This is a genomic window from Cognatiluteimonas sedimenti, assembly GCF_022808325.1.
GTDB lineage: Bacteria > Pseudomonadota > Gammaproteobacteria > Xanthomonadales > Xanthomonadaceae > Cognatiluteimonas > Cognatiluteimonas sedimenti.
The window spans coordinates 168,975-191,220 of sequence record NZ_JALGCL010000004.1; the positions used below are offsets into that span (position 1 = coordinate 168,975).

The following is a 22,246-nucleotide window of genomic DNA, read 5'->3' on the forward strand; positions in this document are numbered from 1 at the left end:
CGGACCGGAACGGACGCGGCAGCATAGCCGCCGCGCGCTGTCCCCGGGCCGCGGGTTTTGACGTATGCATTCTGACGGGCGGGCCCAATTCGCCGCCTGCCACCCGGGAGAATCGCGATGCGTGGTCGCCTGCTGTTGTCGTTCCTGTCCGTCGTCGTGTCGTGTGCGGGCTGCAATCGCGTCCAGGGCGAGCCGTCCGATGCGGCGGCGCTGGTGGAATTCGCCGCGACCATCGCCGCGCCGGCACCGGCGCCGGTGTCGGCAGCGCTGGACGCACCTGCGTCCGCCGACACCCCGGCCGCCGCCGCCCCGGCCGCCGCCACCGGCTTCGATCCGGCCAGCGTGCCGGTCACCGAGGCGAACCTGCCTCCGTTCCCGTTCTTCGCGGTGCCCGAAGGGCTGGAAAGCACGTACGGCGACAAGGAGCGCGACATCCCCTACGACGGCCAGTACTTCCTTGCCGGTGACAAGCCGGTGCTGGTCGAGGGCCGCATCTTCCGCGACCGCTTCGCGCTCACGCGCGAGCAGCGCCCCTATACCGAACTCGAATTCCACCGCAACTACGAGAACGCGATCGCCGCGCTCGGCGGCCGCAAGATCAACACCGTGCAGTACACGCGCGCGGTGGCCGAGGCCGTGGGGGGCCGCGACGTGATCGAGAAGCACCATTACGGCGCGGTCGCGGTACCGGACTACCGCCACGACAGTTACCTGCTGCGCAGCGCCGACCGCGAATACTGGATCGACGTCAGCACCGGCGCGATCCCGCTGCACGGCTACGTGGTGGTACTGGAGCGCAAGCCGATGCAGCAGTCCGTCGCCTTCCTCGATGCCGCGGCGATGCAGCAGGCGCTCGACAGGGATGGCCGTGTCGCGCTGCACGTCAACTTCGATACCGACAAGGCCACGCTGCGGCCCGACGCGCAGCCGGTCATCGACGAGATCGGCAAGCTGCTGGCCGCCGACCCGGCGCTGCAGTTGTCGATCGAGGGCCATACCGACAACACCGGCAGCCCCGCCCACAACCAGGTGCTGTCGACCGCGCGTGCGCGCAGCGTGCTCGGGGCGCTGGTCGGATTGGGCGTGGAGCCGTCGCGGCTGCAGTCCAGCGGCCATGGCCAGGACCAGCCGCTGGCCGACAACGCCAGCGAGGCCGGCCGCGCGCAGAACCGGCGGGTGGAGCTGGTGAAGCGCTGACGCGCCGCCGGCCGCGGCGGTGCCGCGCGCGACCGGTTGCGTAGCGCGCGCTCAGTCGCTGGAGACGCCCAGCGTGCCGAGGGTGGAGCCCAGGTCGAAGATGGTGCCGAGCCGGTGCTCGTGGCGCGCGTGTTCCAGCGCCTCGTCGATCTCGCCGCGGTGCGGATGGTGCTGCCAGCCGGGCCCCAGGTAGACGTCGGCGCGCGGGAATTGCGCGATCACGTCCTTGTCGCTGATCCATTTCCAGTCGCCGGGCGCGAGGTCGTTGTGCTGGGCGAAGTCGTGCGCGCTGGCATGGCTGTGGGTGTAGACGAGATTCATCGGGATGCCTCCGCGGGTTCGCCGGCGCGACGGCTGCGCGCGGCCATCCAGGCACGGCTGGCGTTAGCGCGATGTCGACGCCCCTGGCGAGGGCGTCGCGCGCAAGGCGCAAGCAACGATCATGCCGGTTGTGGTGCCGCGTTCGGCACGCGCCGCGATCGCCGTGGTGCGTGCGCCGGTTATTGCAGCCCGGCGCTGATCGCGGCCAGCAGCGAGCCCTGCGCGTCGTCGCCGCTGAAGTCCCAGAGGAACGCCCCGCCCAGGCCCTGCACCTGCACATAGGCCATCTTGTCGGTGATCGTCGCCGGGTCGTCGAAGCTCCAGAAGGTCTTGCCGTCGTAGATCCAGCGCGCCTTGCTGTAGGCATCCGTGTACTTTGGCCATGACAGCGCCTTCAGCACGCGATAGGTCTCGACCCCGGGCTCGTCGCTGCCGCTGGCGGCGACGCCGGCCTGGTACAGGCCGTTGTTGCTGCTGGCGACGCTGCTCCAGCCGCGGCCGTAGCTGGCCATGCCCAGGTTGAGCTTGGCCGCCGGCACGCCGCGGTCGAGGAAGGCCTGGATCGCGTCGTTGCTGTTGTAGTAGCGCGCGTCGCCGCTGGCCGGGTCGTTGGGCGAATTGAACAGCGCCGAATGGAAGTTGGTCTTCGCATCCCAGGCGCCATGGAAGTCGTAGGTCATGACGTTGATGGCGTCGACATACGGGTGGTACAGGTCCGGGCGGGTGACCCGGATCTTGTCGATCCCGGCACCGACCGCAACCGTGAGCTGCAGGCCCGGGCGCACGGCATCGAGCTGGCGCCGGAACTCGGCCAGCAGGCCGGTGAAGTTGTCGGTGTCGGCGCTGCTGCCGCAAGCCAGGCCGCAGGCGGCGGGATATTCCCAGTCGATGTCGAAGCCGTCGAACACGCCGGCCGCCGCGCCTGCGCCGCCGGCCGAATCGAACAGCGGCAGGTTGCCGGTGATGTAGGCGTCGATGCAGGAGGCGACGAAAGCGGCGCGGTTTTCCGGCCGCGCGGCGCTGGCGAAGCCGCGCGACAGGGTCCAGCCCCCGAGCGAGATCAGCACCTTGAGGTTCGGGTGCTTCTTCTTCAGCTTCTTCAGCTGGTTCCAGTTGCCGCGCAGCGGCGCGCCCCAGGTATCGCCGACGCCATCGACGCTTTCGGCGGCGCTGAAGCTGCGCGAGTAGTCGGCATAGGCGTCGCCGCCCTCGCCGGTGTCGGGGTCGACCGCCTTCAGCACGCCGACTTCGCATTTGTTGTTGCGCACGTTGCCGAAGGCGTAGGCCAGGTGGGTCAGGCGTCCGGCCGTGCCCTGCGCGTCGAGCGTGCGCACCGAATACGGTTGCGCGTTGTAGATGCCCCACTGGGTGAAATAGCCGAGCACGCGCTTCGTGGTCGCGCTGCTTGCGGTGGTGGCCGCCACCAGCGCCGCGCCCTGGGCCGAGGCGTTGCCGGCCTTGTCGCGCGCGCGCACGGTGTAGCTGTAACCGGTGGCGGCGGCCAGGCCGGTGTCGGTATAGCTGGCGGACGTGGTGCTGCCGGCGATGCTGCCGTTGCGGTAGACGTCGTAGCCGGCGATGCCACTGCCGCCGACGTTGTCGCTGGATGCGTTCCAGCGCAGCGAGATGCTGGCATCGGAGCGGGCGCTGGTGGCCAGCCCGGTGGGCACGCCCGGGGCGATGGCGTCGCTGGTCGCAACCACGCCAACCGACACCGTCGCCGAGCTGCCGGTGGCCCTGCGGTTGTCGGTCGCCACGGCCTTCAACGCATGCGTCCCGACGCCTGCGTTGCTCCAGGTGATGCCATACGGCGCGCTGGTGTCGCGGCCGATGCGGATGCCGTCGACGTAGAAATCCACCCGCGCGATGCTGCCATCGGCATTGCTTGCGGTCGCGGTAATGGCGATGCCGGTACCGGCGGTGAACGTGGCACCGGCTGTCGGGGCGGCGATGCTGGCAGTGGGCGCGCGGTTGGGCGTTCGCGGCGTTGCCTGTACCACCAGGACGGCGAGCAGGCCGAGGGCCGCGGTGGCGGTCGCGGACCGGAATTGTGTGCGTGACATGTGGCTGGGATCCCGCCCTGCGGGGGCAGGGCGAACGGGCGCCAGTGTCCGCATCGCCCGCCGGCGGGATTGCGCGGACGGTCACAAAGCCCGCGACCGGCGGTCGGGGCGTGCGGATCCAGTGTGACCGCCGTTGCAAAAGTGGCGGCCTGGGCCGCCAACGCGCCTATCGCGGATCGGGTGGCGGCACCAGCGCGCGCTCGCGAAGGAAGCGCGCGAAGCGCGGCGTGCCGCTGTCGGTCAGGCCGTTGTAGCGATACGTGACCTGGCTGCCGATCGCGGGCGGGCGTGCGCGCTGCGCGTTGCTGAAGCCGCCGCCGATGCGGAAGCGCAGGCCGTCGGGGCGTTCGACGATCAACGCGCCGAGCACGCCGGCGTACTGGCCCTGTCCGGCGGTGTAGCCGATCACGCGCGCCTCGGCGTCGTCGTAGGGCTTGTACTTGAGCAGGTCCTCGCTGCGGCCAACGCGGTAGTGCGCGTCGCGGTGCTGCAGCACCAGCCCTTCGCCGCCAGCGGCGACGATCCGTTGCAGCCATGCGTCGAGCTCGGCGGCGTCGTCGACGCGGAATTGCCGGACGCGGTGCAGCGACGCGATTCCGGTGTCGTCGAGCAGCGCCCGCATGCGGCGAACGCGTGCCGAGAACGGGCCGGCGTCGGCCGGCAGGTCGAACACCATGAAGCGAACGTCGTGCCATGCGCTGTCGTCGCCATCGCCGGCGCGCACCAGCGCGCTGGTATCGTCGAAGCGGCCGCGGCCAAGCCACAGTTCGCCGTCCATCGGTTGCCTCGGCCAGCGCGCGGTGAACCAGGCGGGGGCCTCGATCGGCAGGCCGCCGCGGGTATGCAGGCGCTGCCCATCCCAGCGCCCGCGTACGCCATCGAGCTTCTCGCTGACGTAGTAGCCGGTGACGTCGAGGCCGGCGTGGTACACGGTGGCGAGCATCACCGGAGGCGGGTTCGCGGCCACGGCCAGCGGCGACGACGCCAGGAGGCCCGGCAGCAGGCAGCAGAACAGCAGGCGGTTGGCGCGCGGGCGCATGGCGGGGCTCCTTCGGTCGGGAGCTGCAAGCGTGGCGGCCGCGCACGGCTGGCGGCATCGGCGAAGCGGCATCCACCGCGTCGGTGCACGGTGCTGCATCGGGTAGGAGATGTCCGCACGATGCGCGACCGTTGCGCTAGGATCGCGCATTCGGCCGGCTCGCCGGCCGCTGCCCTCCCTCGCGTGCAACCAGGACCGCGCGTGCAGCCGATCATCCGCATCGAAAACCTCGGCAAGACCTACGCCTCCGGATTCCAGGCGTTGAAGTCGATCGACCTGGAGATCCGGCGCGGCGAGATCTTCGCCCTGCTCGGACCCAACGGCGCCGGCAAGACCACGCTGATCAGCATCGTCTGCGGCATCGTCAACGCCTCGTCGGGAACGGTCACCGCCGCCGGCCACGACATCGTCCGCGACTTCCGCGCCGCGCGTACCCTGATCGGGCTGGTGCCGCAGGAGTTGTCGACCGATGCCTTCGAGACTGTGTGGGCGACGGTCAGGTTCAGCCGCGGCCTGTACGGCAAGCCGCCCGATCCCGCGCACCTGGAGAAGGTGTTGCGCGAGCTGTCGCTGTGGGACAAGCGCGACAGCAGGATCCTGGCGCTGTCGGGCGGGATGAAGCGCCGGGTGCTGATCGCCAAGGCGCTGGCGCACGAGCCGCGGATCCTGTTCCTGGACGAACCCACCGCCGGCGTCGACGTCGAGTTGCGCCACGACATGTGGCAGATGGTGCGGCGGCTGCGCGAAAGCGGCGTCACCATCATCCTGACCACGCACTACATCGAGGAGGCCGAGGAAATGGCCGACCGCATCGGCGTGATCCACAAGGGCGAGCTGATCCTGGTCGAGGACAAGGCCGTGCTGATGCGCAAGCTCGGCAAGAAGCAGCTGACGCTGCAGCTGCAGGAGCCGATCGCGGAGATTCCCGGAGCGCTGGCCGGCTTGCCGCTGGAATTGGCCGACGGCGGCAACGCGCTGGTCTATACCTTCGACGCGCAGGGCGAGGCGACCGGGATCGCCGCGCTGCTGCGGCGGCTGGCCGAGCACGGCATCGACTTCCGGGACCTGCATTCCAGCGAGAGCTCGCTGGAAGACATCTTCGTCAGCCTGGTGCGGGGCAAGCCGTGAGCCTCAACCTGCACGCGATCCGCGCCATCTACCGCTTCGAGATGGCGCGCACCTTCCGCACCCTTGGCGAGAGCATCGCCTCGCCGGTGCTGTCGACGTCGCTGTACTTCGTGGTGTTCGGCGCCGCGATCGGCGCGCGCATGGGCGAGGTCGGCGGGGTCAGCTACGGCGCCTTCATCATTCCCGGGCTGGTCATGCTGTCGCTGCTCAACGAGAGCATCTCCAACGCCTCTTTCGGCATCTACATGCCCAAGTGGGCGGGCACGATCTACGAACTGCTGTCGGCGCCGGTGTCGTTCATCGAAGTACTGTTGGGCTATGTCGGCGCAGCGGTGACCAAGTCGGTGCTGCTGGGGCTGCTGATCCTGGCCACCGCGCGGCTGTTCGTGCCCTACGAGATCGCGCACCCGCTGTGGATGCTGGCGTTCCTGCTGCTGACCGCGATCAGCTTCTGCCTGTTCGGCTTCATCATCGGCCTCTGGGCCGACGACTTCCAGAAGCTGCAGGTGATCCCGCTGATGGTGATGACGCCACTGACCTTCCTCGGTGGCGCGTTCTATTCGATCGACATGCTGCCGCCGGTGTGGCAGAAGATCACGCTGTTCAACCCGGTGGTCTACCTGATCAGCGGTTTCCGCTGGAGTTTCTACGGCGTCGCCGACGTCAACGTCGCGGTCAGCGTCGCCGCGATCCTCGGCTTCTTGGCGCTGTGTCTGGCGGTGGTGTGGTGGATCTTCCGCAGCGGCTGGAAGCTGAAGGCGTAGCGACGCGGGCCGGTGCCCGGGCACCGGCCCTGTGCGGATCCGCGCTGCGGGCTACCTGACCGGGATCATCAGGTGCTGGTATGGGGTGCCCGCCCACATCACGTACGGTACCGCCGTGTCGGGATCGGCGCCCTTCGGGTACTGGTCGTAGAAGGCCGGGTCGGCGCCGACCACCATCACGTGCGGTCCGGTGGTGACCCAGTGGTTGCCGGCATCGGGCCGGGCCGCATGCGGATCGGTGTTGCTGGCATCGGTACCGCCCGCGAGCATGTACATGAAGCCGACCTTGCCCCCGGCGGGGTCCTTGTGGCCGACCCACGCGCCGACCCATTCCATCGCCGCCGCGTCCATGCACATCGGATCGGGACCAGGAGTGGCGGGGTTGTCGGCCATGCAGGTGAAGCCGTTGTCGCCGGCACGCAGCGTCCGCATGCTGCCGTCGGCCTGCAGGGCGACGATGCTGGCGTTGGCGCCGACCTTGTCGGGCGCGGCGCGCATTGCGCTGTCGATCAGTTGCCGGTCGGCGGCCGAAGGTGCGGCCGGGGCCGCGGCCATGCCCTGCACCGGGTCGCCGGCAACTGCGGGCAACGCGCAGGCAAGGCCAACGGCCAGTGCGGCGGGAAGGAAAATCGTTCTGGACATGGCGGGCTCCTGGAGGGGGTCAGGTGGTCGTCCCCGGCGGCGCACCACCGGGTGCATGCCCGGCGTCTGGTCGAACGCAGGGGCGTCCCCCCAGCGGCCGGGCGCCCGGCCTGAGCGCCGCCCGGCCGGCCAGGCCCGCTCGCGATATCAGGCGCCGACGCGACGGCGCTCGGCGTCGATGTCGTGGACCTGCCGCACTTCGACGCAGCCGGTCGCCGCCCACGGGAACTCCGCGGCGATGCGCACCGCCTCGTCGATGTCCGCGGCCTCGATCAGGTTGAAGCCGCCGAGGATTTCCTTGGTCTCGGCGAACGGCCCGTCGACCACCGTGGTGCGGCCGCCGCGGATGCGCACCGACTTCGCCCCGCCGCCGTGCTCGAGCTGCTGCGACTGCAGCAGGTGGCCGCTGGCGCGCAGTTCGTCGGCGTGCACGAAGCAGTCGTGCATCATCGCGTCGTAGCGGCCCTCGGGCAGCGCCTGGGCAAGCTCGGGATCGTTGTAGATCAGCAGCAGGAATTGCATGGCGGTCATCCGCGATCGGCAAGCGGCCAGTATGCAGCCGGATCCGGCAGCGCGCGGCCGCCGCAGCTGCGCAAATGTCCGGCCGCCGCCCCGGCAGGGGCTCCGGGCCCACGTGCCGATGTCGATCCGCGCCGCACCGGTTCGTCGTATCGGCAAGCGCCCTGGCCCGGGCCCTGGGCAGCCGGGTCGGCGTTCCCGCAACGATCGGAGGAGACGAGGATGCGATTCATGGTGATGGTGAAGGCGACCGCGGAATCGGAAGCCGGCGTGATGCCCAGCCAGGCGCTGTTGGAGGCGATGGGCAAGTTCAACGAGGAGCTGGTCAAGGCGGGCGTGATGCTGGCCGGCGAGGGCCTGCAGCCCAGCGCCAGGGGCGCACGGGTCAGGTTCGACGGCAGCCGGCGCAGCGTGGTCGACGGCCCGTTCGCCGAGACCAGGGAACTGGTGGCCGGCTTCTGGCTCTGGGAGCTGCGTTCGCTGGACGAGGCGATCGAGTGGGCCAGGCGCTGCCCGAACCCGTTCGAGCACGGCGAGTCCGAACTGGAGATCCGCCAGGTGTTCGAGGCCGGGGATTTCGGCGAGGAATTCACGCCGGAACTGCGCGAACGCGAAGAGCGCCTGCGGGCGCAGCTCGCCGCCAAGCATTGATGCTGACCCGACGCGCCCGGTAGCCGACGCAGCGGGGCGGCCGGGAATGCTGCTGTAATGGGGGCCATGACGGCCCCCGATCCGCCACAGGCGTCCCGGCACGACGTCCACCGCGCCATCGACGCGGTCTGGCGGATCGAGTCCGCGCGCGTGGTCGCCGGCCTGGTGCGCATGGTGCGCGACATCGACCTGGCCGAGGAACTGGCGCAGGACGCCCTGGTGAGCGCGCTGGAGCGGTGGCCGCGCGACGGCGTGCCGGACAACCCCGGCGCCTGGCTGATGGCCACCGCCAAGCACCGCGCGATCGACCGCCTGCGCCGCGGCAAGCTGCTGCAGCGCAAGCACGAGCAGCTCGCCCATGAGCTGGAAGACGAGCAGTCCGACGCCGCCGCGCGCGCGGAATCGGCGCGCGACGCCGAACTCGACGGCGGCATCGGCGACGACCTGCTGCGGCTGCTGTTCATCGCCTGCCATCCGCTCCTGTCGACCGAGGCGCAGGTGGCGCTGACGCTGCGGCTGCTCGGCGGCCTCACCACCGCCGAGATCGCGCGCGCGTTCCTGGTGCCGGAGGCCACCATCGCCCAGCGCATCGTCCGCGCCAAGCGCACGCTGGCCCAGGCCCGGGTCCCGTTCGAGGTGCCGCGCGGCGAGCAACTCGACGCCCGCCTCGGCGCGGTGCTGGCGGTGCTGTACCTGGTTTTCAACGAAGGCTACGCGGCCACCGCCGGGGACGACTGGATGCGGCCGCAACTGTGCGAGGAGGCCATGCGCCTGGGACGGATCCTCGCCGGGCTGATGCCACGCACGGCCGAAGTCCATGGCCTGCTCGCGCTGATGGAAATCCAGGCCTCGCGCATCCACGCGCGCACCGGCCCTGCGGGCGAACCGGTGCTGCTGCTCGACCAGGACCGCGCGCGCTGGGACCGGCTGCTGATCCGGCGCGGGCTCGCCGCGCTCGAGCGCGCCCAGCAGCTCGGCGGCGGCGCTGGGCCCTACGCCCTGCAGGCCGCGATCGCCGCCTGCCATGCGCGCGCGCTGGCGCCAGGGGACACCGACTGGCCGCGGATCGCCGCGCTCTACGCCGCGCTGGCGCGGCTGGCGCCGTCGCCGGTGGTGGAGCTCAACCGCGCGGTCGCGGTATCGATGGCATCGGGGCCGGCGGCCGGGCTGGCGATCGTCGAGGCGATCGCCGCCGACCCCGTGCTCCAGGCCTACCACCTGCTGCCGAGCGTGCGCGCCGACCTGCTGGCGAAGCTGGGCCGCAGCGACGAGGCCCGCGCCGAATTCGCGCGCGCCGCGGCGCTGGCCCGCAATGCGCGCGAGCGCGAACTGCTGCTCGGCCGCGCGGCGGCCTGCGACTAGGCGGCGTCGCCCGCGCCGCGGCAGGTCACTCGCGTTCGCGCCGGCCCTGGGCCTTGGCAATGGCGATCACCGCGCGCAGCAACGCGCGATCGCGGTGCCGCGAGATCGCGATCGCGCCGGCCGCGATCGCGGCATCGCGCAGCGCGGCCGGCACGTCGTAATGCGCGCCGCTGGTCTTGTCCTGGAACGCGTGCCGCGGGATGCCCAGCTGCGCGGCCATTGCATGCAGCTCAGGCAGGGTATCGGCCATCAGGTGGGCCCAGCGACGGCCGCGCCAGAGGGTGACGGCGTCGTCGACGTAGACGGCCACGCGCGTTGCGCTGGCGGCGTCAGTCGCCGTTCTGCCCGGCGTCGCCCGCATCCAGCAGGAACGGTTCGACGTTGCCCTTGAGCTTCATCGTCATCGGGTTGCCGCGGCGGTCAAGCGACCTGCCGGCCACGACCCGGATCCAGCCCTCGCTGATGCAGTATTCCTCGACGTTGGTGCGCTCGGTGCCGTTGAAGCGGATGCCGACGCCGCGTTCCAGCAGGGCGGCGTCATGGAAGGGGCTGCGCGGATCCAACGACAGGCGGTCGGGGAAGGTGGTCGTCATGGGTGCGGCATCGGTCGGCGTGGCGCGGGAGGCCACGGAGGCCGCATAGGATAAGCCAACGGCGCGCGGCAGCCGCCAGGCAGCGCGGTCAGCGCTTGGGTGGCCGCCCGCGCGGCTTCGCGGTCGCAGGCGCGGCCGCGGCCGGCTTCGCCTCGCCCGCGGCCCTGGTCTTCGGTTTCGGTTCGGGCTTGGGCTCCGGCGCGATCTTGTGCAGCATCCGGGTCACGCCGAGCTTCTCGACGCGGCCGCCGGACTTCTCGAACGCGGCGATGTGGTCGGAGATCTGCTCGCTCTCGATCCGCTTGTGCAGGTTGTCCACGCTGCCTGCCGGCGGACCCTTGCCGGCCTTGCCGCTGTCGCTGCCTTTTCTGGCACGTGCCATGGAAGCCCCATCCGTGTGGGTGCATCGCGGGCGATGCGGGCGTCGCGCGGGCGACGGCTGGCCCCACTATGCCCCGCTGGCGCGGGAAAAGCGAAACCGGCGCGGCCGCCCGGCGTTGCGGCGTGGCACAGCCCCGCCGCGTTCAGCCTGGGCTGCCCGCCGATTGCGCCTGCTTGGCCGCCTGCAGCCGCGCCAGCTCCAGCTCCTCGCGCTTTTCCTGCTGCTTGCGCAACTCCTCCCTGCGGATCGCCTCGACCTGTTCCGGGGTCGGCGCGTCGTGCAGCTCCAGGGCCATCGCGGCCGCGCTTTCGGGTTCGCCGCGCTGGCTCTTGAGCTTGATGTTCAGGCGCAGTTCGTTGGCCGAATCGGCGTTGCGGATCGCTTCGTCGTAGGAGATCAGGCCTTCGTTGTAGAGCTCGAAGAGCGCCCAGTCGAAGGTCCGCATGCCCAGTTCGCGCGACTTGTTCATCACGCCCTTGAGTTCGCCGAATTCGCCCTTGAAGATCTTCTCGGCGATGGTTGGGGTATTGAGCAGGATCTCGATCGCCGCCACCCGGCCCTTGCCGTCCTGCGTGCGCACCAGCCGCTGCGAGACGATCGCGCGCAGGTTCGCCGACAGGTCCATCAGCAGCTGGGTGCGGCGCTCCTCGGGGAAGAAGTTGATGATCCGCTCCATGGTCTGCGAGGCGCTGTTGGCGTGCAGCGTCGACAGGCACAGGTGGCCGGTTTCGGAAAACGCGATCGCGTGCTCCATGGTCTCGGCGTCGCGGATCTCGCCGACCAGGATCACGTCGGGCGCCTGGCGCAGGGTGTTCTTCAGCGCGTGGTGCCAGGAATGGGTGTCGACGCCGACCTCGCGGTGCGTGACCAGCGACTGCTTGGAGGCGTGCGCGTATTCGACCGGGTCCTCGATGGTGATGATGTGCCCGGGGGAGGTGCTGTTGCGGTGGTCGACCATCGCCGCCAGCGAGGTCGACTTGCCCGAGCCGGTGCCGCCGACCAGCAGCACCAGCCCGCGCTTGTTCATCACCACGTCCTTGAGCACCTCGGGCAGGCGCAGCTTCTCGAAGCTGGGGATCTCGGCGGCGATCGTGCGCAGCACCATGCCGACGTGGCCCTGCTGCACGAACACGTTGACCCGGAAACGCGAGACCCCGGGCAGGGAAATGGCGAAGTTGCACTCCATTTCCCGCGCGAACTCGTCGCGCTGCTTCGGGTTCATCAGCGCCTGGGCCAGTTGCGCGGTGACCTCGCCGCTGAGCTTCTGCCGCGTCAACGGGGTCATCTGCCCGTGCGACTTCATGCTCGGCGGGAAGTCATGGGCGATGAACAGGTCCGAGCCACCGGCCTTGGCCATCGCCGCGAGCAGCTTGTGCATGTAGTCGCGGGCCTGGTCTTCGGTCAATGCGGGCATGCGCTGGTTCCGGGGTAGCGACGCGATCGTGCGGCCTCGCATCTTGCCATCGCCCGCCGCCAGCGGCAGTGATGCGGATCACCGCTTGCACGCCATTGACGGCGCCGGTCCTAGACTGGCGGGCCCATGCAGCAGTTGCCGGCACGATGAGCGACCTGCGCGACGCCGCCAGGCGCGACGACGACGAGAACAACGCCCGCGCCGCCGCCGTCGCCGCGGCCGACCCGCTGGGGCCGGCCGATCGCTACGGCGACCTGTTTGTCGCGGTGCAGTCCGCGCGCGTGTTCGCCGACAGCAAGACCTTCGTCGACTGCGCACCGCTGGGCGACCCCGACGACATCGTCGCCGCCTGGCAGGACCGGAAAGCCCGACCCGGGTTCGACCTGGCCGGTTTCGTGCGCGCGCATTTCCGCGCCGAGCATCCGCCCGCCAGCCACTACGTCTCGGATCCGGAACAGACCCTGGTGGCGCACATCGACGGCCTCTGGGATGTGCTGACGCGGCAACCGCGCGAGCACCCGGGGCGCTCCTCGCTGCTGCCGCTGCCCAATCCCTACGTGGTGCCGGGCGGGCGATTCGGCGAGATGTACTACTGGGATTCGTACTTCACCATGCTTGGCCTGGCCGCGAGCGGGCGCCACGACCTGCTGCGCGACATGGCCGACAATTTCGCCTACCTGATCGACACCTACGGCCATGTCCCCAACGGCAACCGCAGCTACTACCTGAGCCGCTCGCAGCCGCCGGTGTTCGCGCTGATGGTGGAGCTGTTCGAGCGCGACGGCGTGCGCGACGCGCTGCGCTACCTGCCGCGGCTGCGGCGCGAGTACGATTTCTGGATGCAGGGCAGCGCCGACCTGCGCCGCGGCGAAGCCGGCGGCCACTGCGTGCGCATGGACGACGGCGCGCTGCTCAACCGTTACTGGGACGCGCGCGACATCCCGCGCGAGGAAGCCTGGGCCGAGGACGTGGCCACCGCGGCGCGCCAGCACGCGCGCCCCGCGGCCGTGGTCTACCGCGAGCTGCGCGCCGCCGCCGCCTCGGGCTGGGACTTCAGCTCGCGCTGGTGCGAGGAGGGCGGCGGGCTGGAAACCACCCGCACCACCACGATCGTGCCGGTCGACCTCAATGCGTTCCTGCACAAGCTCGAAGTGCAGGTGGCCCGGCTGAGCGCCGACGGCGGCGACGAGGCCGCCGCCGCGGATTTCCGCCGGCGCGCGCGGGCGAGGGCGCGCGCGGTCGAGCGCTGGTTGTGGAATCCCGCCGCCGGCACTTACCTGGATTACGACCTGCTGCATGATCGCCCGCGGGTCGCGCCCTGCGCCGCCGCGGCGGCGCCGCTGTACGTCGGCCTGGCAACCCCCGGACAGGCGCATGGCACCGCCGCCGCGCTCGCCGCGCAACTGCTGCAGCAGGGCGGCCTCGCCACCACCGGCATCGCCAGCGGCGAGCAATGGGACCGGCCCAACGGCTGGGCGCCGCTGCAGTGGCTGGCGATCGTGGGCTGCGCGCGCTACGGCCTGCAGGCCCTGGCCGACGACATCCGCGAGCGCTGGCTGGCCACGGTCGGCAGCCTGTACCGGCGCGAGGGCAAGCTGGTCGAGAAATACGCGCTGCAGCACGCACCCGACGGGGCGCGCGGCGGCGACGGCGGCGAGTATCCGCTGCAGGACGGATTCGGCTGGACCAACGGCGTCACCCGCCGGCTGCTGCATGCGGTGCCCCGGCATCCTGCGTGCCGGGTCCGCGCCGCGCGGCGGAATTGACCGGCCGGCTTGCGCAGCCCGGCGCGGCGCTGGCTAAACTGCACGCGCGGGCGCTGCCCCGCCATCTTTCAGGGGGAGATGAATGACGATCCGACGCGAACTGTTCGCGGGTGAAGTGCTGTACCGGCAGGGCGATCCGTCCGATTGCGCGTGGCTGGTGGAGCACGGCGCGATCGAACTGGTCTCGGTGCAGGGCAGGCGCACCATCAACCACGGCGTGCTCGGCCCCGGCGAACTGATCGGCGAACTGGGCATGCTCGACGGCGCGCCGCGCAGCGCCACCGCCACCGCCCGCGGCGAAACCGCGCTGCTGGCCATCGACCACGACCAGTTCCTGGAACGCCTCGACGCCGGCGACCCGATCGTGCGCACCCTGGTCGACAGCCTGCTGCAGCGCACCCGCAGCATCATCGCCAGCCTGCCGATGGATGCGGCGCTGCCGGCCGAGGACGTCGCCTGCGACGATCCCGAGGAGCGCAGCGGCATCGACAAGATCCGGCTGGAGGCGCGGCTGCACGATGCGCTCCACGGCAATACCCTGGAAGTGCGCTACCAGCCGATCTACGACATCCACGAAGGACGCGTGGCCAGCTACGAAGCGCTGGTGCGCTGGGAGCTGCCCGACCGCGGCCCGGTGTCGCCGGCCGAGTTCATCAAGCTCGCCGAGGAAACCTCGCTGATCGTGCCGGTGGGCGAATATGTGCTCGACCGCGTCATCGGCGTGCTCACCGGGCTGCGCGACGCCGGCATCGATCCGCTGCACGGCATCGCCGTCAACCTGTCCGCCAAGCAACTGGTCGAGCCGGGCATGGCGCGGCAGATCGTGTCGCGCGCGCAGCGCGCCAAGCTCCCGCCCGGCGTGCTCAAGCTCGAGGTCACCGAGAGCAGGATGCTCGACTACGCGCCGGTGGCGGCGGTGATGCAGCATTGCCGCGACAACGGCGTGCCGTTCGCGCTGGACGACTTCGGTACCGGGTATTCCAACCTGACCCACCTGCACAAGCTGCACTTCGAATTCGTCAAGGTCGACCAGGCCTTCGCGCGGCACATGTTCGACAGCCCGCGCGCGATGGCCATCGTGCAGGCGATCGTGGCGATGGCGCACGGCATCGGCGCCGAGGTGGTGTGCGAGGGCGTGGAAACCCGCGAACAACTGCAGTGCCTGCGCGAACTGGGCGTGCGTTACGCCCAGGGCTACCTGATCGGCCAGGCGGCGCCGGCCGCGGCGGTGCTGTCGGGCGAAGCCGCGCGCGCGGGGGCGGCCGCCGCGGCATAGGCCTGGGCGACCGCACCGCCTCGCGCTCACCCGAGCTTGCGCGCCATCAGGTAGTAGGCGAGGTTGCCGAGGCCGGTGGCGCCGACCAGGATCGCGATCACGCCGGGGTTGACTTCGTCCCAGCCGCTGGCCTGGACCAGGCCGAAGCCGATCGCCAGCGCCACCAGGGTCACGCCCCAGCGCAGCGAGCCGTGGCGGCGGCGGATCTCCTCGCCTTCCAGCATCGAGCGGACCAGGTCCTGGGAGCCGTTGGAATCGACCATCTGCTTGCGCACGCGGGCGTCGACCACGGCCTTGATCGCATAGACGATGCAGACGAACAGGGTGATCGGGATCAGGATCTCGAAATTCATGGTGGTGCTCCTCTTTCCGGTTTCCGGTGGTGGGCCGCGCTGCGGGCAGGCGGCAGTGGACGGTCGCGGCAAGGGATACGGCCTGCCGCCGGTCGGTTGCAGCCCGCCCGGGTCCGAAATCAGTTGCAACCTTGGCGGCCCCCGGCGTATCCCAGCAGGCGATGGACAGCACCCCGAATGACAGCGGCGGTCCGGAGGACAGCCGCGCACTGGTCGACGCCGTGCTCGGCAACGCGCCCGGCGCGTTCGAGCAGCTCGTGCGCGACTACCAGGGCCTGTGCTGGCACATCATCCAGCGCATGGTCCGCCACCCGGAAGACACCCGCGAGCTGTGCCAGGAGGCATTCCTGCGGGTGCACCGCAACCTGCACCAGTATCGTTTCGACGCGCCGCTGAAGTCGTGGATCGGGCAGGTCGCCTATTCGGTCGCCAAGCGCCACCTGGAGCGCCGGCGCATCCCGCTGGCCGAGGCCGTCGGCGGGGACGGCGCATCGCTGGTCGACAACATCGGCGACGGCTTCGACCTGGAGGCGGCGACCGTCGACGACGAGAGCGCGCGCAACCTGCATGCCGCGATCGAGGCGCTGCCGCCGCTGCAACGCACGCTGCTGACGCTGTATCACCTGGAGGAAGTGTCGATCGCCGAGATCGCCGGCATCACCGGCCTCGCCGAAGGCACCATCAAGAGCCATCTGTTCCGTAGCCGCAAGCGCCTGCGAGAGGTGCTGGCGCCGCGGATGGGAGTCGCCGCATGAAGACCGGTCCCCGCGCCCCCGGTGCGCGTTTCGACGAGCACGAATGGCAGCTGCAGGAACGCGCCCTGCGCGAGCAGCGCAGCGGCGTCGCCTGCGCCGACGATCCGCTGCTGGCGCAATACCGGCAGGTAGCGCGCGCGCTGCAGCAGCCGACCGCCGCGCCACCGCCGGATTTCGCGCATGCGGTCGCCGTCAGCCTGGCGACCACGCCCGGGTCGCCGGACGGGCGCCTGGAACTGCTGCTGCTGCGCGCGCTGTCCGGCCTGCTGGGCTTGTCCGCGATCGCCGCGGCGGCGCTGTATGGCGGCCAGTGGTTGCCTGCGTTTGCCGCGCTGCTGCCGGCGACGGCCAGCGGCACCGCGTTCAACTGGGCGCTGGCGCTGGGCGCCTGCCTCGGCCTGTCGTGGGCGTTCGGGCGGCTGCAGCCGGGCCTGCGCGGCCGCCCCGGCACGGCCTGAATCTTCGCCGCGCGTGCGGCCGTCGCCGGCGGTGGCCGGGTTCCGGATTGCCTGCGGCGACCACGCGGATCGCATCGTGCTCACGCACGCGGTGACACGCTCGCGGCCTCGCCTGCAGTGGAGGCGCCGCGATGAAGCCCTTGCATCCGCTGGTCTGGCTGGCGCTGCTGTGCCTGGCTGGCTGTGGCGAAAGCGCCCGCCTGGCCGTGCGCGACGGCATCGGCCCCGATCCGCAGTTGCCGGCGCCGCGGCAGGGCCTGCTTCCGACCGTGAACATCGCGCCGGCGCGCGGCTGGCCGGCGGGCGCGATCCCCGCGGCCGCGCCCGGCTTCGCGGTCAACGCCTATGCCAGCGGCCTGGCGCACCCGCGCTGGCTGTACGTATTGCCCAATGGCGACGTGCTGGTCGCCGAGACCAACGCGCCGGCCAGGCCCGCGGACGGCTGGGGCATCAAGGGCTTCTTCATGCGGTTGCTGATGCGCAAGGCGGGCGCAGGCGCGCCCAGCGCCGATCGCATCACGCTGTTGCGCGATGCAGACGGCGACGGCATCGCCGAAACCCGCAGCGTGTTCCTCGCGGGGCTGCATTCGCCGTTCGGGATGGCGCTGGTGGGCGACAGTTTCTACGTCGCCAACGCCGACGCGGTGGTCAGGGTGCCGTACCGCACCGGCGACACCGCGATCACGGCGACGCCGGTGAAAGTCGCCGGCCTGCCCGGGGGACCGATCAACCACCACTGGACCAAGAGCCTGGTCGCCAGTCGCGATGGCAGCCGCCTGTACGCGGGCATCGGCTCCAACAGCAACATCGGCGAGAACGGCATGGATGCCGAGCGCGACCGCGCCGCGATCCTGGAAATCGATCCGGCCACCGGCGCCACGCGGGTGTTCGCCTCGGGGCTGCGCAACCCGGTCGGCATGGACTGGCAGCCCGACAGCGGCGCGCTCTGGGTGTCGGTCAACGAACGCGACGAACTCGGCAGCGACCTGGTGCCCGACTACATGACCTCGGTACGCGAGGGCGGCTTCTACGGTTGGCCCTACAGCTACTACGGCCAGCACGTGGATGCGCGCCCGCAACCGCCGCGGCCGGACCTGGTCGCGCGCGCGATCAAGCCCGATTACGCCCTGGGGCCGCACACCGCGTCGCTGGGGCTGGCGTTCTACGACGGCGCGCTGTTCCCGGCGCGTTATCGCGGTGGCGCCATCGTCGGCCAGCACGGTTCCTGGAACCGGCGCCCGGCCAGCGGCTACAAGGTGGTGTTCGTCCCGTTCGCCTCAGGCATGCCGGAGGGGGCGGCCGAAGACCTGCTGACCGGCTTCCTGGATGCGCAGGGCAACGCGCGCGGGCGCCCGGTCGGGGTCGCGGTCGACACGCGCGGCGCGTTGCTGGTGGCCGATGACGTCGGCAATGCCGTGTGGCGGCTGGTGCCGGCGCGATAGGCGCGTGGGGCCGGATCGGACGATTGCGCAGCCGCATTGGACGCAGGTTTCACCAGCGCTTACGCAACGCAGCCGCAAGCTGCAGGGCGGACGGATCCGCGATGATCCGATGGAGGAACGCAGCATGTCGCGCGACGCACCCCGCATCCATGTCGACGCCGCCGCCATAGCCCGGCTGGAGGCCATCGCCACGCAGTTGCCACAGGACGCGCAGGTCCGCGTGCGCCTGGTCGACGGTGGCGAGCTGCGCGGCATCGTCGCCGCAATGCCGACCGTGCAGGCCTTCTACGATGCCGACGGCCGCGAGGGCATGAACGCGGTCGCGCGGATCGAAAGCTTCCTCGACGACGGTCGCGCCCATGGCGGCGGCGACCACTACCTCTGGCTGGACCAGGTCGATAGCGTCGAGCGCTTGCCCAATCCGTCGCCGCCGGAGCCAAGCTCGCGCATCCGTCCCGCGGATCCGAACGCGCCGACGCACGAATAGCCCCGGACACGCGGATAGCGTCGATAGCGGGCGTTGTGGGATGGCCTTCGACGCGCGCCGTTCCCGGCCTGCCGCGCGGTCAGCCGGCCGGTGCCGCCGGCTTGGCGTCGAAGCGCCGCGCGTAATCGCGCTCGGCCGAAATCCGCCGGACCTCTTCATCGGCCAGCCCGGGCGCGGCATAGACCGCGTAGGCGATGTCGCCGTCGTTGCGGCCGACGTGGTGCAACTGGTAGCGCGGGCGGCCGGCGCCGGTGTTCTCGGGGTAGTGCGCGGGCGGTTCGCGCCCTTCCAGGTCCAGCTCGCTGTTGTCGACCATGCCGCCCACGAACAATGCACGCATAAGGCTCCTTTCGCCGTCATCGGGGATCGAGGCCATCGTGGCGGTTGCCGCGTTCGCTTTCCATCAATCTGGCGTTAGGGTTCCGGAAACGGGCCGGTGCCAGGGGCGCCGCACGTAGAATCGCGCGATGCATTCCGTCGTCCTTCCATCATGACCGCCGGCGCCGACCCCGCGCTGGACACGCTGCTGCTGCCGTTCGCCAACGGCGCGCTGGCCTGGCCGCAGGCCGGGGGCGCGCTGTTCCTGGGCGCGCGCGCGGGCTGGGCACTGCAGCACCAGCCGCTGCCAGGACTGGTCTGCGAACAGGATTCCCGGCCCGCCGCCGAGGCCCTGGAGCGCGCCGGGTTGGTGCTGCGCAGGCAGGACGAAACCAGCCCTCGCCATCCGCTGGTGTTGCTGTTGCCGCCGCGCCAGCGCGAACAGGCGCGCGCCCTGTTCGCGCGCGCCCTCGACTGCGTTGCGCCGGGCGGGATCGTGGTCGCCTGCATGCCCAACCGCGAAGGCGCGAAGTCCGGCCAAGCCGACCTCGCGCGCCTGGCCGGGCCGCTGCAGGTGCTGTCCAAGCACCATTGCCGGGTGTTCTGGACGCAAGCGTTGTCCGGGCCCGCCGACCCGGCGTTGGCCGCGCACTGGCGCACGCTCGATGCACCGCGCCGGATCGCCGACGCGCGCGTGCCGGGTGGCGGATTCACCAGCCGCCCGGGGGTGTTCGCCTGGGACCGGATCGATGCGGCCTCGGCGCTGCTGGTCGAGCACCTGCCCGGCGACCTGCGCGGGCAGGTCGCCGACCTCGGCGCCGGCTGGGGCTACCTGGCCATGCAGGTGCTGGCGCATTGCCCGGGCGTGACCGCGCTCGACCTGTACGAGGCCGATGCGCGCGCGCTCGAACTGGCCCGCGCGAACCTGCGGGCGCAGGCCCCGCGCGTGCCGCTCGAGTTCCATTGGCACGATGTCGCCACCGGCCTGCCGCGGCGCTACGACGCCATCGTCAGCAACCCGCCGTTCCATGCGCTGGGCGGCGACCCGCGCCCCGACCTCGGCCGCGCCTTCATCGCCGCGGCCGCGGCCGCGCTGCAACCTGGCGGCCGCCTCTGGCTGGTCGCCAATCGCCACCTGCCGTACGAAGCGGTGCTCGATGCCAGCTTCGGCAGCGTGCGCACGGTCGCGCAGCGCGACGGCTTCAAGGTGATCGAGGCATTGCGCGCGCGATGAAGCCCGATACGACCAAGCTGGTGAAGCTGATCGCCAATCTGGGTTATGGCAGTCGCCGGGAAGTGGCGCGGATGTTCCGCGAAGGCCGCATCACCGATGCGGCCGGCGAGGTGCTGTACGCCGACGACCGCGTCGCCCACGCCGAGGTCCGGGTCGATGGCGAACCGCTGGATCCGCCGCAGGGCCTGGTGCTGCTGCTGCACAAGCCGGTCGGCTACACCTGCTCGACCCGCGATCCCGGCCGCATCGCCCATGACCTGCTGCCGCCGCGTTTCCGCCTGCGCGCGCCGCTGCTGTCCACGGTCGGGCGCCTGGACCGCGACACCAGCGGCGCGCTGCTGTTGACCGACGACGGCGCGCTGCTGCACCGGATCGTGTCGCCCAAGGCCAAGCTGTCGAAGGTGTACGAAGCGACGCTGGCGCAGGACCTGCGCGGCGACGAGGCCGCGATCTTCGCCAGCGGCACGCTGTTGCTGGAGTCGGAGGACACCCCGCTCGCGCCGGCGATCCTCGAAGTCGTCGACCCGCGCCACGCGCGGCTGGCGCTGACCGAGGGCCGCTACCACCAGGTGCGGCGGATGTTCGCGGCCGTCGGCAACCATGTCCAGGCACTGCATCGCAGCCGCATCGGCGGGCTCGGCCTGGGCGAGCTCGCGCCGGGGGCGTGGCGGGAGCTGGACGCTGCCGATATCGAGGCGCTGTTCGCAGGCTCGTCGTAGGAGCGCCTTGCAGGCGCGAGCTTTTCGGCCGGGCCGCGATATCGTCGCGAAGCGCTCGCGCCTGCAAGGCGCGCCTACGAAAACAGCCGGCGCCAGCCTTCGGCGCCCAGTTTGCGCAACGTCTCGAGGTTGCGCTCGACGATCGCGTCGGGGTCCGGGAACGCCGCCACCGCGCGTGCGACGCTGTCCTCGCGCAGCAGGTGCAGGGTCGGGTACGGCGCGCGGTTGCTGCAGTTGCCGATGTCGTCGGCGTCGGTGCCGGCGAAGCGATAGTCGGGATGGAAGCTGGCGACCTGCAGCTCGCCTTCCAGTCCGAGCGCTTCGACCAGAGCGTCGGCGTCGTCGAGGAAATCGTTGTAGTCGAGGAAATCGGCCAGCACCAGGGGGTGCACCAGCAGGGTGGTGTCGACGTCGTCAGCCGGGGTGTCGCGCAGCAGCAGCAGTTCCTCGCCGAGTTGTTCCAGCAGCGCCTGCGTCGTCGTCGCCTCGCTCAGCACGTAACGGACCTGGCCCCTGGCGTGGACCGCCTTGGCGAACGGGCACAGGTTCAGGCCGATGACGGCGCGCTCCAGCCATTGCCGCGTGGTGGCGATCGGGTCGATGTCGGCTTCGGCGGTCATGGATCAACCTTGTAGGAGCGACTTCGGTCGCGACCGTTTTCCGGGTCCTGCAGTGGTGGCCGACGCCGCTGCTGCAGGTACGGGCGCGATGCGGAACAGCAGTCGCAGGCTCAATCGCGGAAATTGTCGAACTGCAGCGGCCGCTCGTAGTCGGCCGCGCGCAGCAGCGCCATGGCCGCCTGCAGGTCGTCGCGCTTCTTGCCGGTGACGCGCAGCTTGTCGCCGTTGATCTGGCTGTCGACCTTGAGCTTGGCGTCCTTCAGTGCCGACTGGATCTTCTTGGCCAATTCGCGCTCGATACCCTGCTTGACCGCGATCTTCTGCCGCGCGCCGGCGAGGTTGGTCTCCACCGTGCCCGGTTCCAGGCAGCGCGCATCGATCTTCCGCGCCACCAGCCGCGCGCGCAGGATGTCGGTCATCTGTTGCAGCTGGAACTCGCTCGGCGCGGCCAGCGCGATGGCGTCGTCCTCGCGGGTGAACGAGGCATCCACGCCCTTGAAGTCGAAGCGCGTGGAAAGTTCGCGGTTGGCCTGGTCGACGGCGTTGGTGAGTTCGTGGGTGTCGACTTCGGAGACGATATCGAAGGAAGGCATGGCGGCGCGGGTATCGGACCAATCGGGGACCGGCAGGGTAGCGCAGGCGGGCGCGGCCGGGTATCGCTTCGCTGGCGCGATTGCCCCATGCTGGCGCCATGGATGATGCTCCCGACCATGCCCGCGACAGGGCCGGCGCCGCGCGCCGCT

25 protein-coding genes and 1 pseudogene are annotated in these 22,246 nt (G+C 70.9%); 13 read left to right on the forward strand and 13 right to left on the reverse strand.

Features of this window, described 5'->3' with window-relative positions; genetic code table 11:
* Window positions 1–117 precede the first annotated feature (117 nt).
* A complete protein-coding gene (locus MQC88_RS11570) occupies window positions 118–1,197 on the forward strand; it encodes an OmpA family protein (protein ID WP_243322212.1) in 1,080 nt (359 codons plus the stop codon).
* 51 nt (window positions 1,198–1,248) lie between these two features.
* Here the strand turns inward: MQC88_RS11570 and MQC88_RS11575 are convergent, their stop codons facing one another.
* The 3 genes from MQC88_RS11575 to MQC88_RS11585 form a co-directional block, all read right to left on the reverse strand.
* Entirely contained in the window at window positions 1,249–1,518 is a 270-nt protein-coding gene (locus MQC88_RS11575; protein ID WP_243322214.1) for a hypothetical protein, read from the reverse strand.
* A 179-nt stretch (window positions 1,519–1,697) separates the two neighbouring features.
* Window positions 1,698–3,581: a glycosyl hydrolase family 18 protein gene (locus MQC88_RS11580; RefSeq protein WP_243322216.1), complete on the reverse strand. Its 1,884-nt coding sequence runs from the start codon at window positions 3,579–3,581 to the stop codon at window positions 1,698–1,700.
* A 166-nt stretch (window positions 3,582–3,747) separates the two neighbouring features.
* Window positions 3,748–4,620, reverse strand: coding sequence for a DNA ligase (locus MQC88_RS11585; protein WP_243322218.1), 873 nt, complete (start codon window positions 4,618–4,620; stop codon window positions 3,748–3,750).
* A 201-nt stretch (window positions 4,621–4,821) separates the two neighbouring features.
* Here MQC88_RS11585 and MQC88_RS11590 point away from each other — a divergent pair, with 201 nt between their 5' ends.
* Together MQC88_RS11590 and MQC88_RS11595 are read left to right on the forward strand one after the other, a co-directional pair.
* Window positions 4,822–5,748, forward strand: coding sequence for an ABC transporter ATP-binding protein (locus MQC88_RS11590; protein ID WP_243322221.1), 927 nt, complete (start codon window positions 4,822–4,824; stop codon window positions 5,746–5,748).
* A complete protein-coding gene (locus MQC88_RS11595; RefSeq protein WP_315857099.1) occupies window positions 5,745–6,512 on the forward strand; it encodes an ABC transporter permease in 768 nt (255 codons plus the stop codon). Before MQC88_RS11590 ends, MQC88_RS11595 begins: the two co-directional genes overlap by 4 nt.
* 51 nt (window positions 6,513–6,563) lie before the next feature.
* Here the strand turns inward: MQC88_RS11595 and MQC88_RS11600 are convergent, their stop codons facing one another.
* Together MQC88_RS11600 and MQC88_RS11605 are read right to left on the reverse strand one after the other, a co-directional pair.
* Entirely contained in the window at window positions 6,564–7,154 is a 591-nt protein-coding gene (locus tag MQC88_RS11600) for a hypothetical protein (RefSeq protein WP_243322222.1), read from the reverse strand.
* Between the two features lie 147 nt (window positions 7,155–7,301).
* Window positions 7,302–7,676, reverse strand: coding sequence for a YciI family protein (locus MQC88_RS11605; RefSeq protein WP_243322224.1), 375 nt, complete (start codon window positions 7,674–7,676; stop codon window positions 7,302–7,304).
* A gap of 219 nt (window positions 7,677–7,895) precedes the next feature.
* Here MQC88_RS11605 and MQC88_RS11610 point away from each other — a divergent pair, with 219 nt between their 5' ends.
* Together MQC88_RS11610 and MQC88_RS11615 are read left to right on the forward strand one after the other, a co-directional pair.
* The gene (locus MQC88_RS11610) at window positions 7,896–8,324 is read left to right on the forward strand and encodes a YciI family protein (RefSeq protein ID WP_243322226.1); all 429 of its coding nucleotides are present in this window, start codon (window positions 7,896–7,898) and stop codon (window positions 8,322–8,324) included.
* Between the two features lie 66 nt (window positions 8,325–8,390).
* A complete protein-coding gene (locus tag MQC88_RS11615) occupies window positions 8,391–9,686 on the forward strand; it encodes an RNA polymerase sigma factor (RefSeq protein ID WP_243322228.1) in 1,296 nt (431 codons plus the stop codon).
* Window positions 9,687–9,711: 25 nt separating this feature from the next.
* On the opposite strand, the gene MQC88_RS11620 is transcribed toward MQC88_RS11615, so the two are convergent.
* From MQC88_RS11620 to MQC88_RS11635, 4 genes and pseudogenes are all read right to left on the reverse strand, one after another.
* Entirely contained in the window at window positions 9,712–9,996 is a 285-nt protein-coding gene (locus MQC88_RS11620) for a DUF4031 domain-containing protein (RefSeq protein ID WP_243322230.1), read from the reverse strand.
* A 19-nt stretch (window positions 9,997–10,015) separates the two neighbouring features.
* On the reverse strand, window positions 10,016–10,279 hold the full coding sequence (locus tag MQC88_RS11625; RefSeq protein ID WP_243322232.1) for a DUF3297 family protein: 264 nt from the start codon (window positions 10,277–10,279) through the stop codon (window positions 10,016–10,018).
* An 88-nt stretch (window positions 10,280–10,367) separates the two neighbouring features.
* Window positions 10,368–10,661: a hypothetical protein gene (locus tag MQC88_RS11630; protein WP_243322234.1), complete on the reverse strand. Its 294-nt coding sequence runs from the start codon at window positions 10,659–10,661 to the stop codon at window positions 10,368–10,370.
* 304 nt (window positions 10,662–10,965) lie between these two features.
* Window positions 10,966–12,075 (reverse strand): annotated as a pseudogene (locus MQC88_RS11635) (PilT/PilU family type 4a pilus ATPase); the annotation flags it as partial.
* Window positions 12,076–12,221: 146 nt separating this feature from the next.
* Here MQC88_RS11635 and treF point away from each other — a divergent pair.
* Window positions 12,222–13,841, forward strand: coding sequence for an alpha,alpha-trehalase TreF (treF, locus tag MQC88_RS11640; protein WP_243322235.1), 1,620 nt, complete (start codon window positions 12,222–12,224; stop codon window positions 13,839–13,841).
* A gap of 82 nt (window positions 13,842–13,923) precedes the next feature.
* Window positions 13,924–15,117 carry an EAL domain-containing protein gene (locus MQC88_RS11645; protein WP_243322238.1) on the forward strand — a complete coding sequence of 398 codons (1,194 nt, stop codon included), beginning with the start codon at window positions 13,924–13,926 and terminating at the stop codon, window positions 15,115–15,117.
* Window positions 15,118–15,143: 26 nt separating this feature from the next.
* Here the strand turns inward: MQC88_RS11645 and MQC88_RS11650 are convergent, their stop codons facing one another.
* On the reverse strand, window positions 15,144–15,470 hold the full coding sequence (locus MQC88_RS11650) for a DUF6249 domain-containing protein (RefSeq protein WP_243322241.1): 327 nt from the start codon (window positions 15,468–15,470) through the stop codon (window positions 15,144–15,146).
* A gap of 161 nt (window positions 15,471–15,631) precedes the next feature.
* On the opposite strand from MQC88_RS11650, the gene MQC88_RS11655 reads away from it, so the two are divergent.
* From MQC88_RS11655 to MQC88_RS11670, 4 genes are all read left to right on the forward strand, one after another.
* Complete coding sequence (locus tag MQC88_RS11655) at window positions 15,632–16,225, forward strand: RNA polymerase sigma factor (protein ID WP_243322243.1); 594 nt, start codon at window positions 15,632–15,634, stop codon at window positions 16,223–16,225.
* Window positions 16,222–16,683, forward strand: a complete 462-nt coding sequence (locus MQC88_RS11660; protein ID WP_243322245.1) for a hypothetical protein — start codon at window positions 16,222–16,224, stop codon at window positions 16,681–16,683. The genes MQC88_RS11655 and MQC88_RS11660 overlap by 4 nt, the downstream gene beginning before the upstream one ends.
* Before the next feature lie 131 nt (window positions 16,684–16,814).
* Entirely contained in the window at window positions 16,815–18,125 is a 1,311-nt protein-coding gene (locus MQC88_RS11665) for a PQQ-dependent sugar dehydrogenase (RefSeq protein WP_243322246.1), read from the forward strand.
* A 124-nt stretch (window positions 18,126–18,249) separates the two neighbouring features.
* Window positions 18,250–18,612 carry a DUF3247 family protein gene (locus tag MQC88_RS11670; RefSeq protein ID WP_243322247.1) on the forward strand — a complete coding sequence of 121 codons (363 nt, stop codon included), beginning with the start codon at window positions 18,250–18,252 and terminating at the stop codon, window positions 18,610–18,612.
* 79 nt (window positions 18,613–18,691) lie between these two features.
* On the opposite strand, the gene MQC88_RS11675 is transcribed toward MQC88_RS11670, so the two are convergent.
* Window positions 18,692–18,952: a hypothetical protein gene (locus tag MQC88_RS11675; protein ID WP_243322249.1), complete on the reverse strand. Its 261-nt coding sequence runs from the start codon at window positions 18,950–18,952 to the stop codon at window positions 18,692–18,694.
* Between the two features lie 150 nt (window positions 18,953–19,102).
* Here MQC88_RS11675 and MQC88_RS11680 point away from each other — a divergent pair, with 150 nt between their 5' ends.
* Both MQC88_RS11680 and MQC88_RS11685 read left to right on the forward strand, forming a co-directional pair.
* Window positions 19,103–20,164: a class I SAM-dependent methyltransferase gene (locus MQC88_RS11680; RefSeq protein ID WP_243322250.1), complete on the forward strand. Its 1,062-nt coding sequence runs from the start codon at window positions 19,103–19,105 to the stop codon at window positions 20,162–20,164.
* Entirely contained in the window at window positions 20,161–20,883 is a 723-nt protein-coding gene (locus tag MQC88_RS11685; RefSeq protein WP_243322252.1) for a pseudouridine synthase, read from the forward strand. Before MQC88_RS11680 ends, MQC88_RS11685 begins: the two co-directional genes overlap by 4 nt.
* A 74-nt stretch (window positions 20,884–20,957) precedes the next feature.
* On the opposite strand, the gene MQC88_RS11690 is transcribed toward MQC88_RS11685, so the two are convergent.
* Both MQC88_RS11690 and MQC88_RS11695 read right to left on the reverse strand, forming a co-directional pair.
* On the reverse strand, window positions 20,958–21,503 hold the full coding sequence (locus tag MQC88_RS11690; protein WP_243322254.1) for a DUF1415 domain-containing protein: 546 nt from the start codon (window positions 21,501–21,503) through the stop codon (window positions 20,958–20,960).
* 110 nt (window positions 21,504–21,613) lie between these two features.
* Window positions 21,614–22,096 (reverse strand): YajQ family cyclic di-GMP-binding protein, encoded by a 483-nt coding sequence (locus MQC88_RS11695; protein WP_243322256.1) that lies wholly within the window; start codon window positions 22,094–22,096, stop codon window positions 21,614–21,616.
* Window positions 22,097–22,246: the final 150 nt, after the last annotated feature.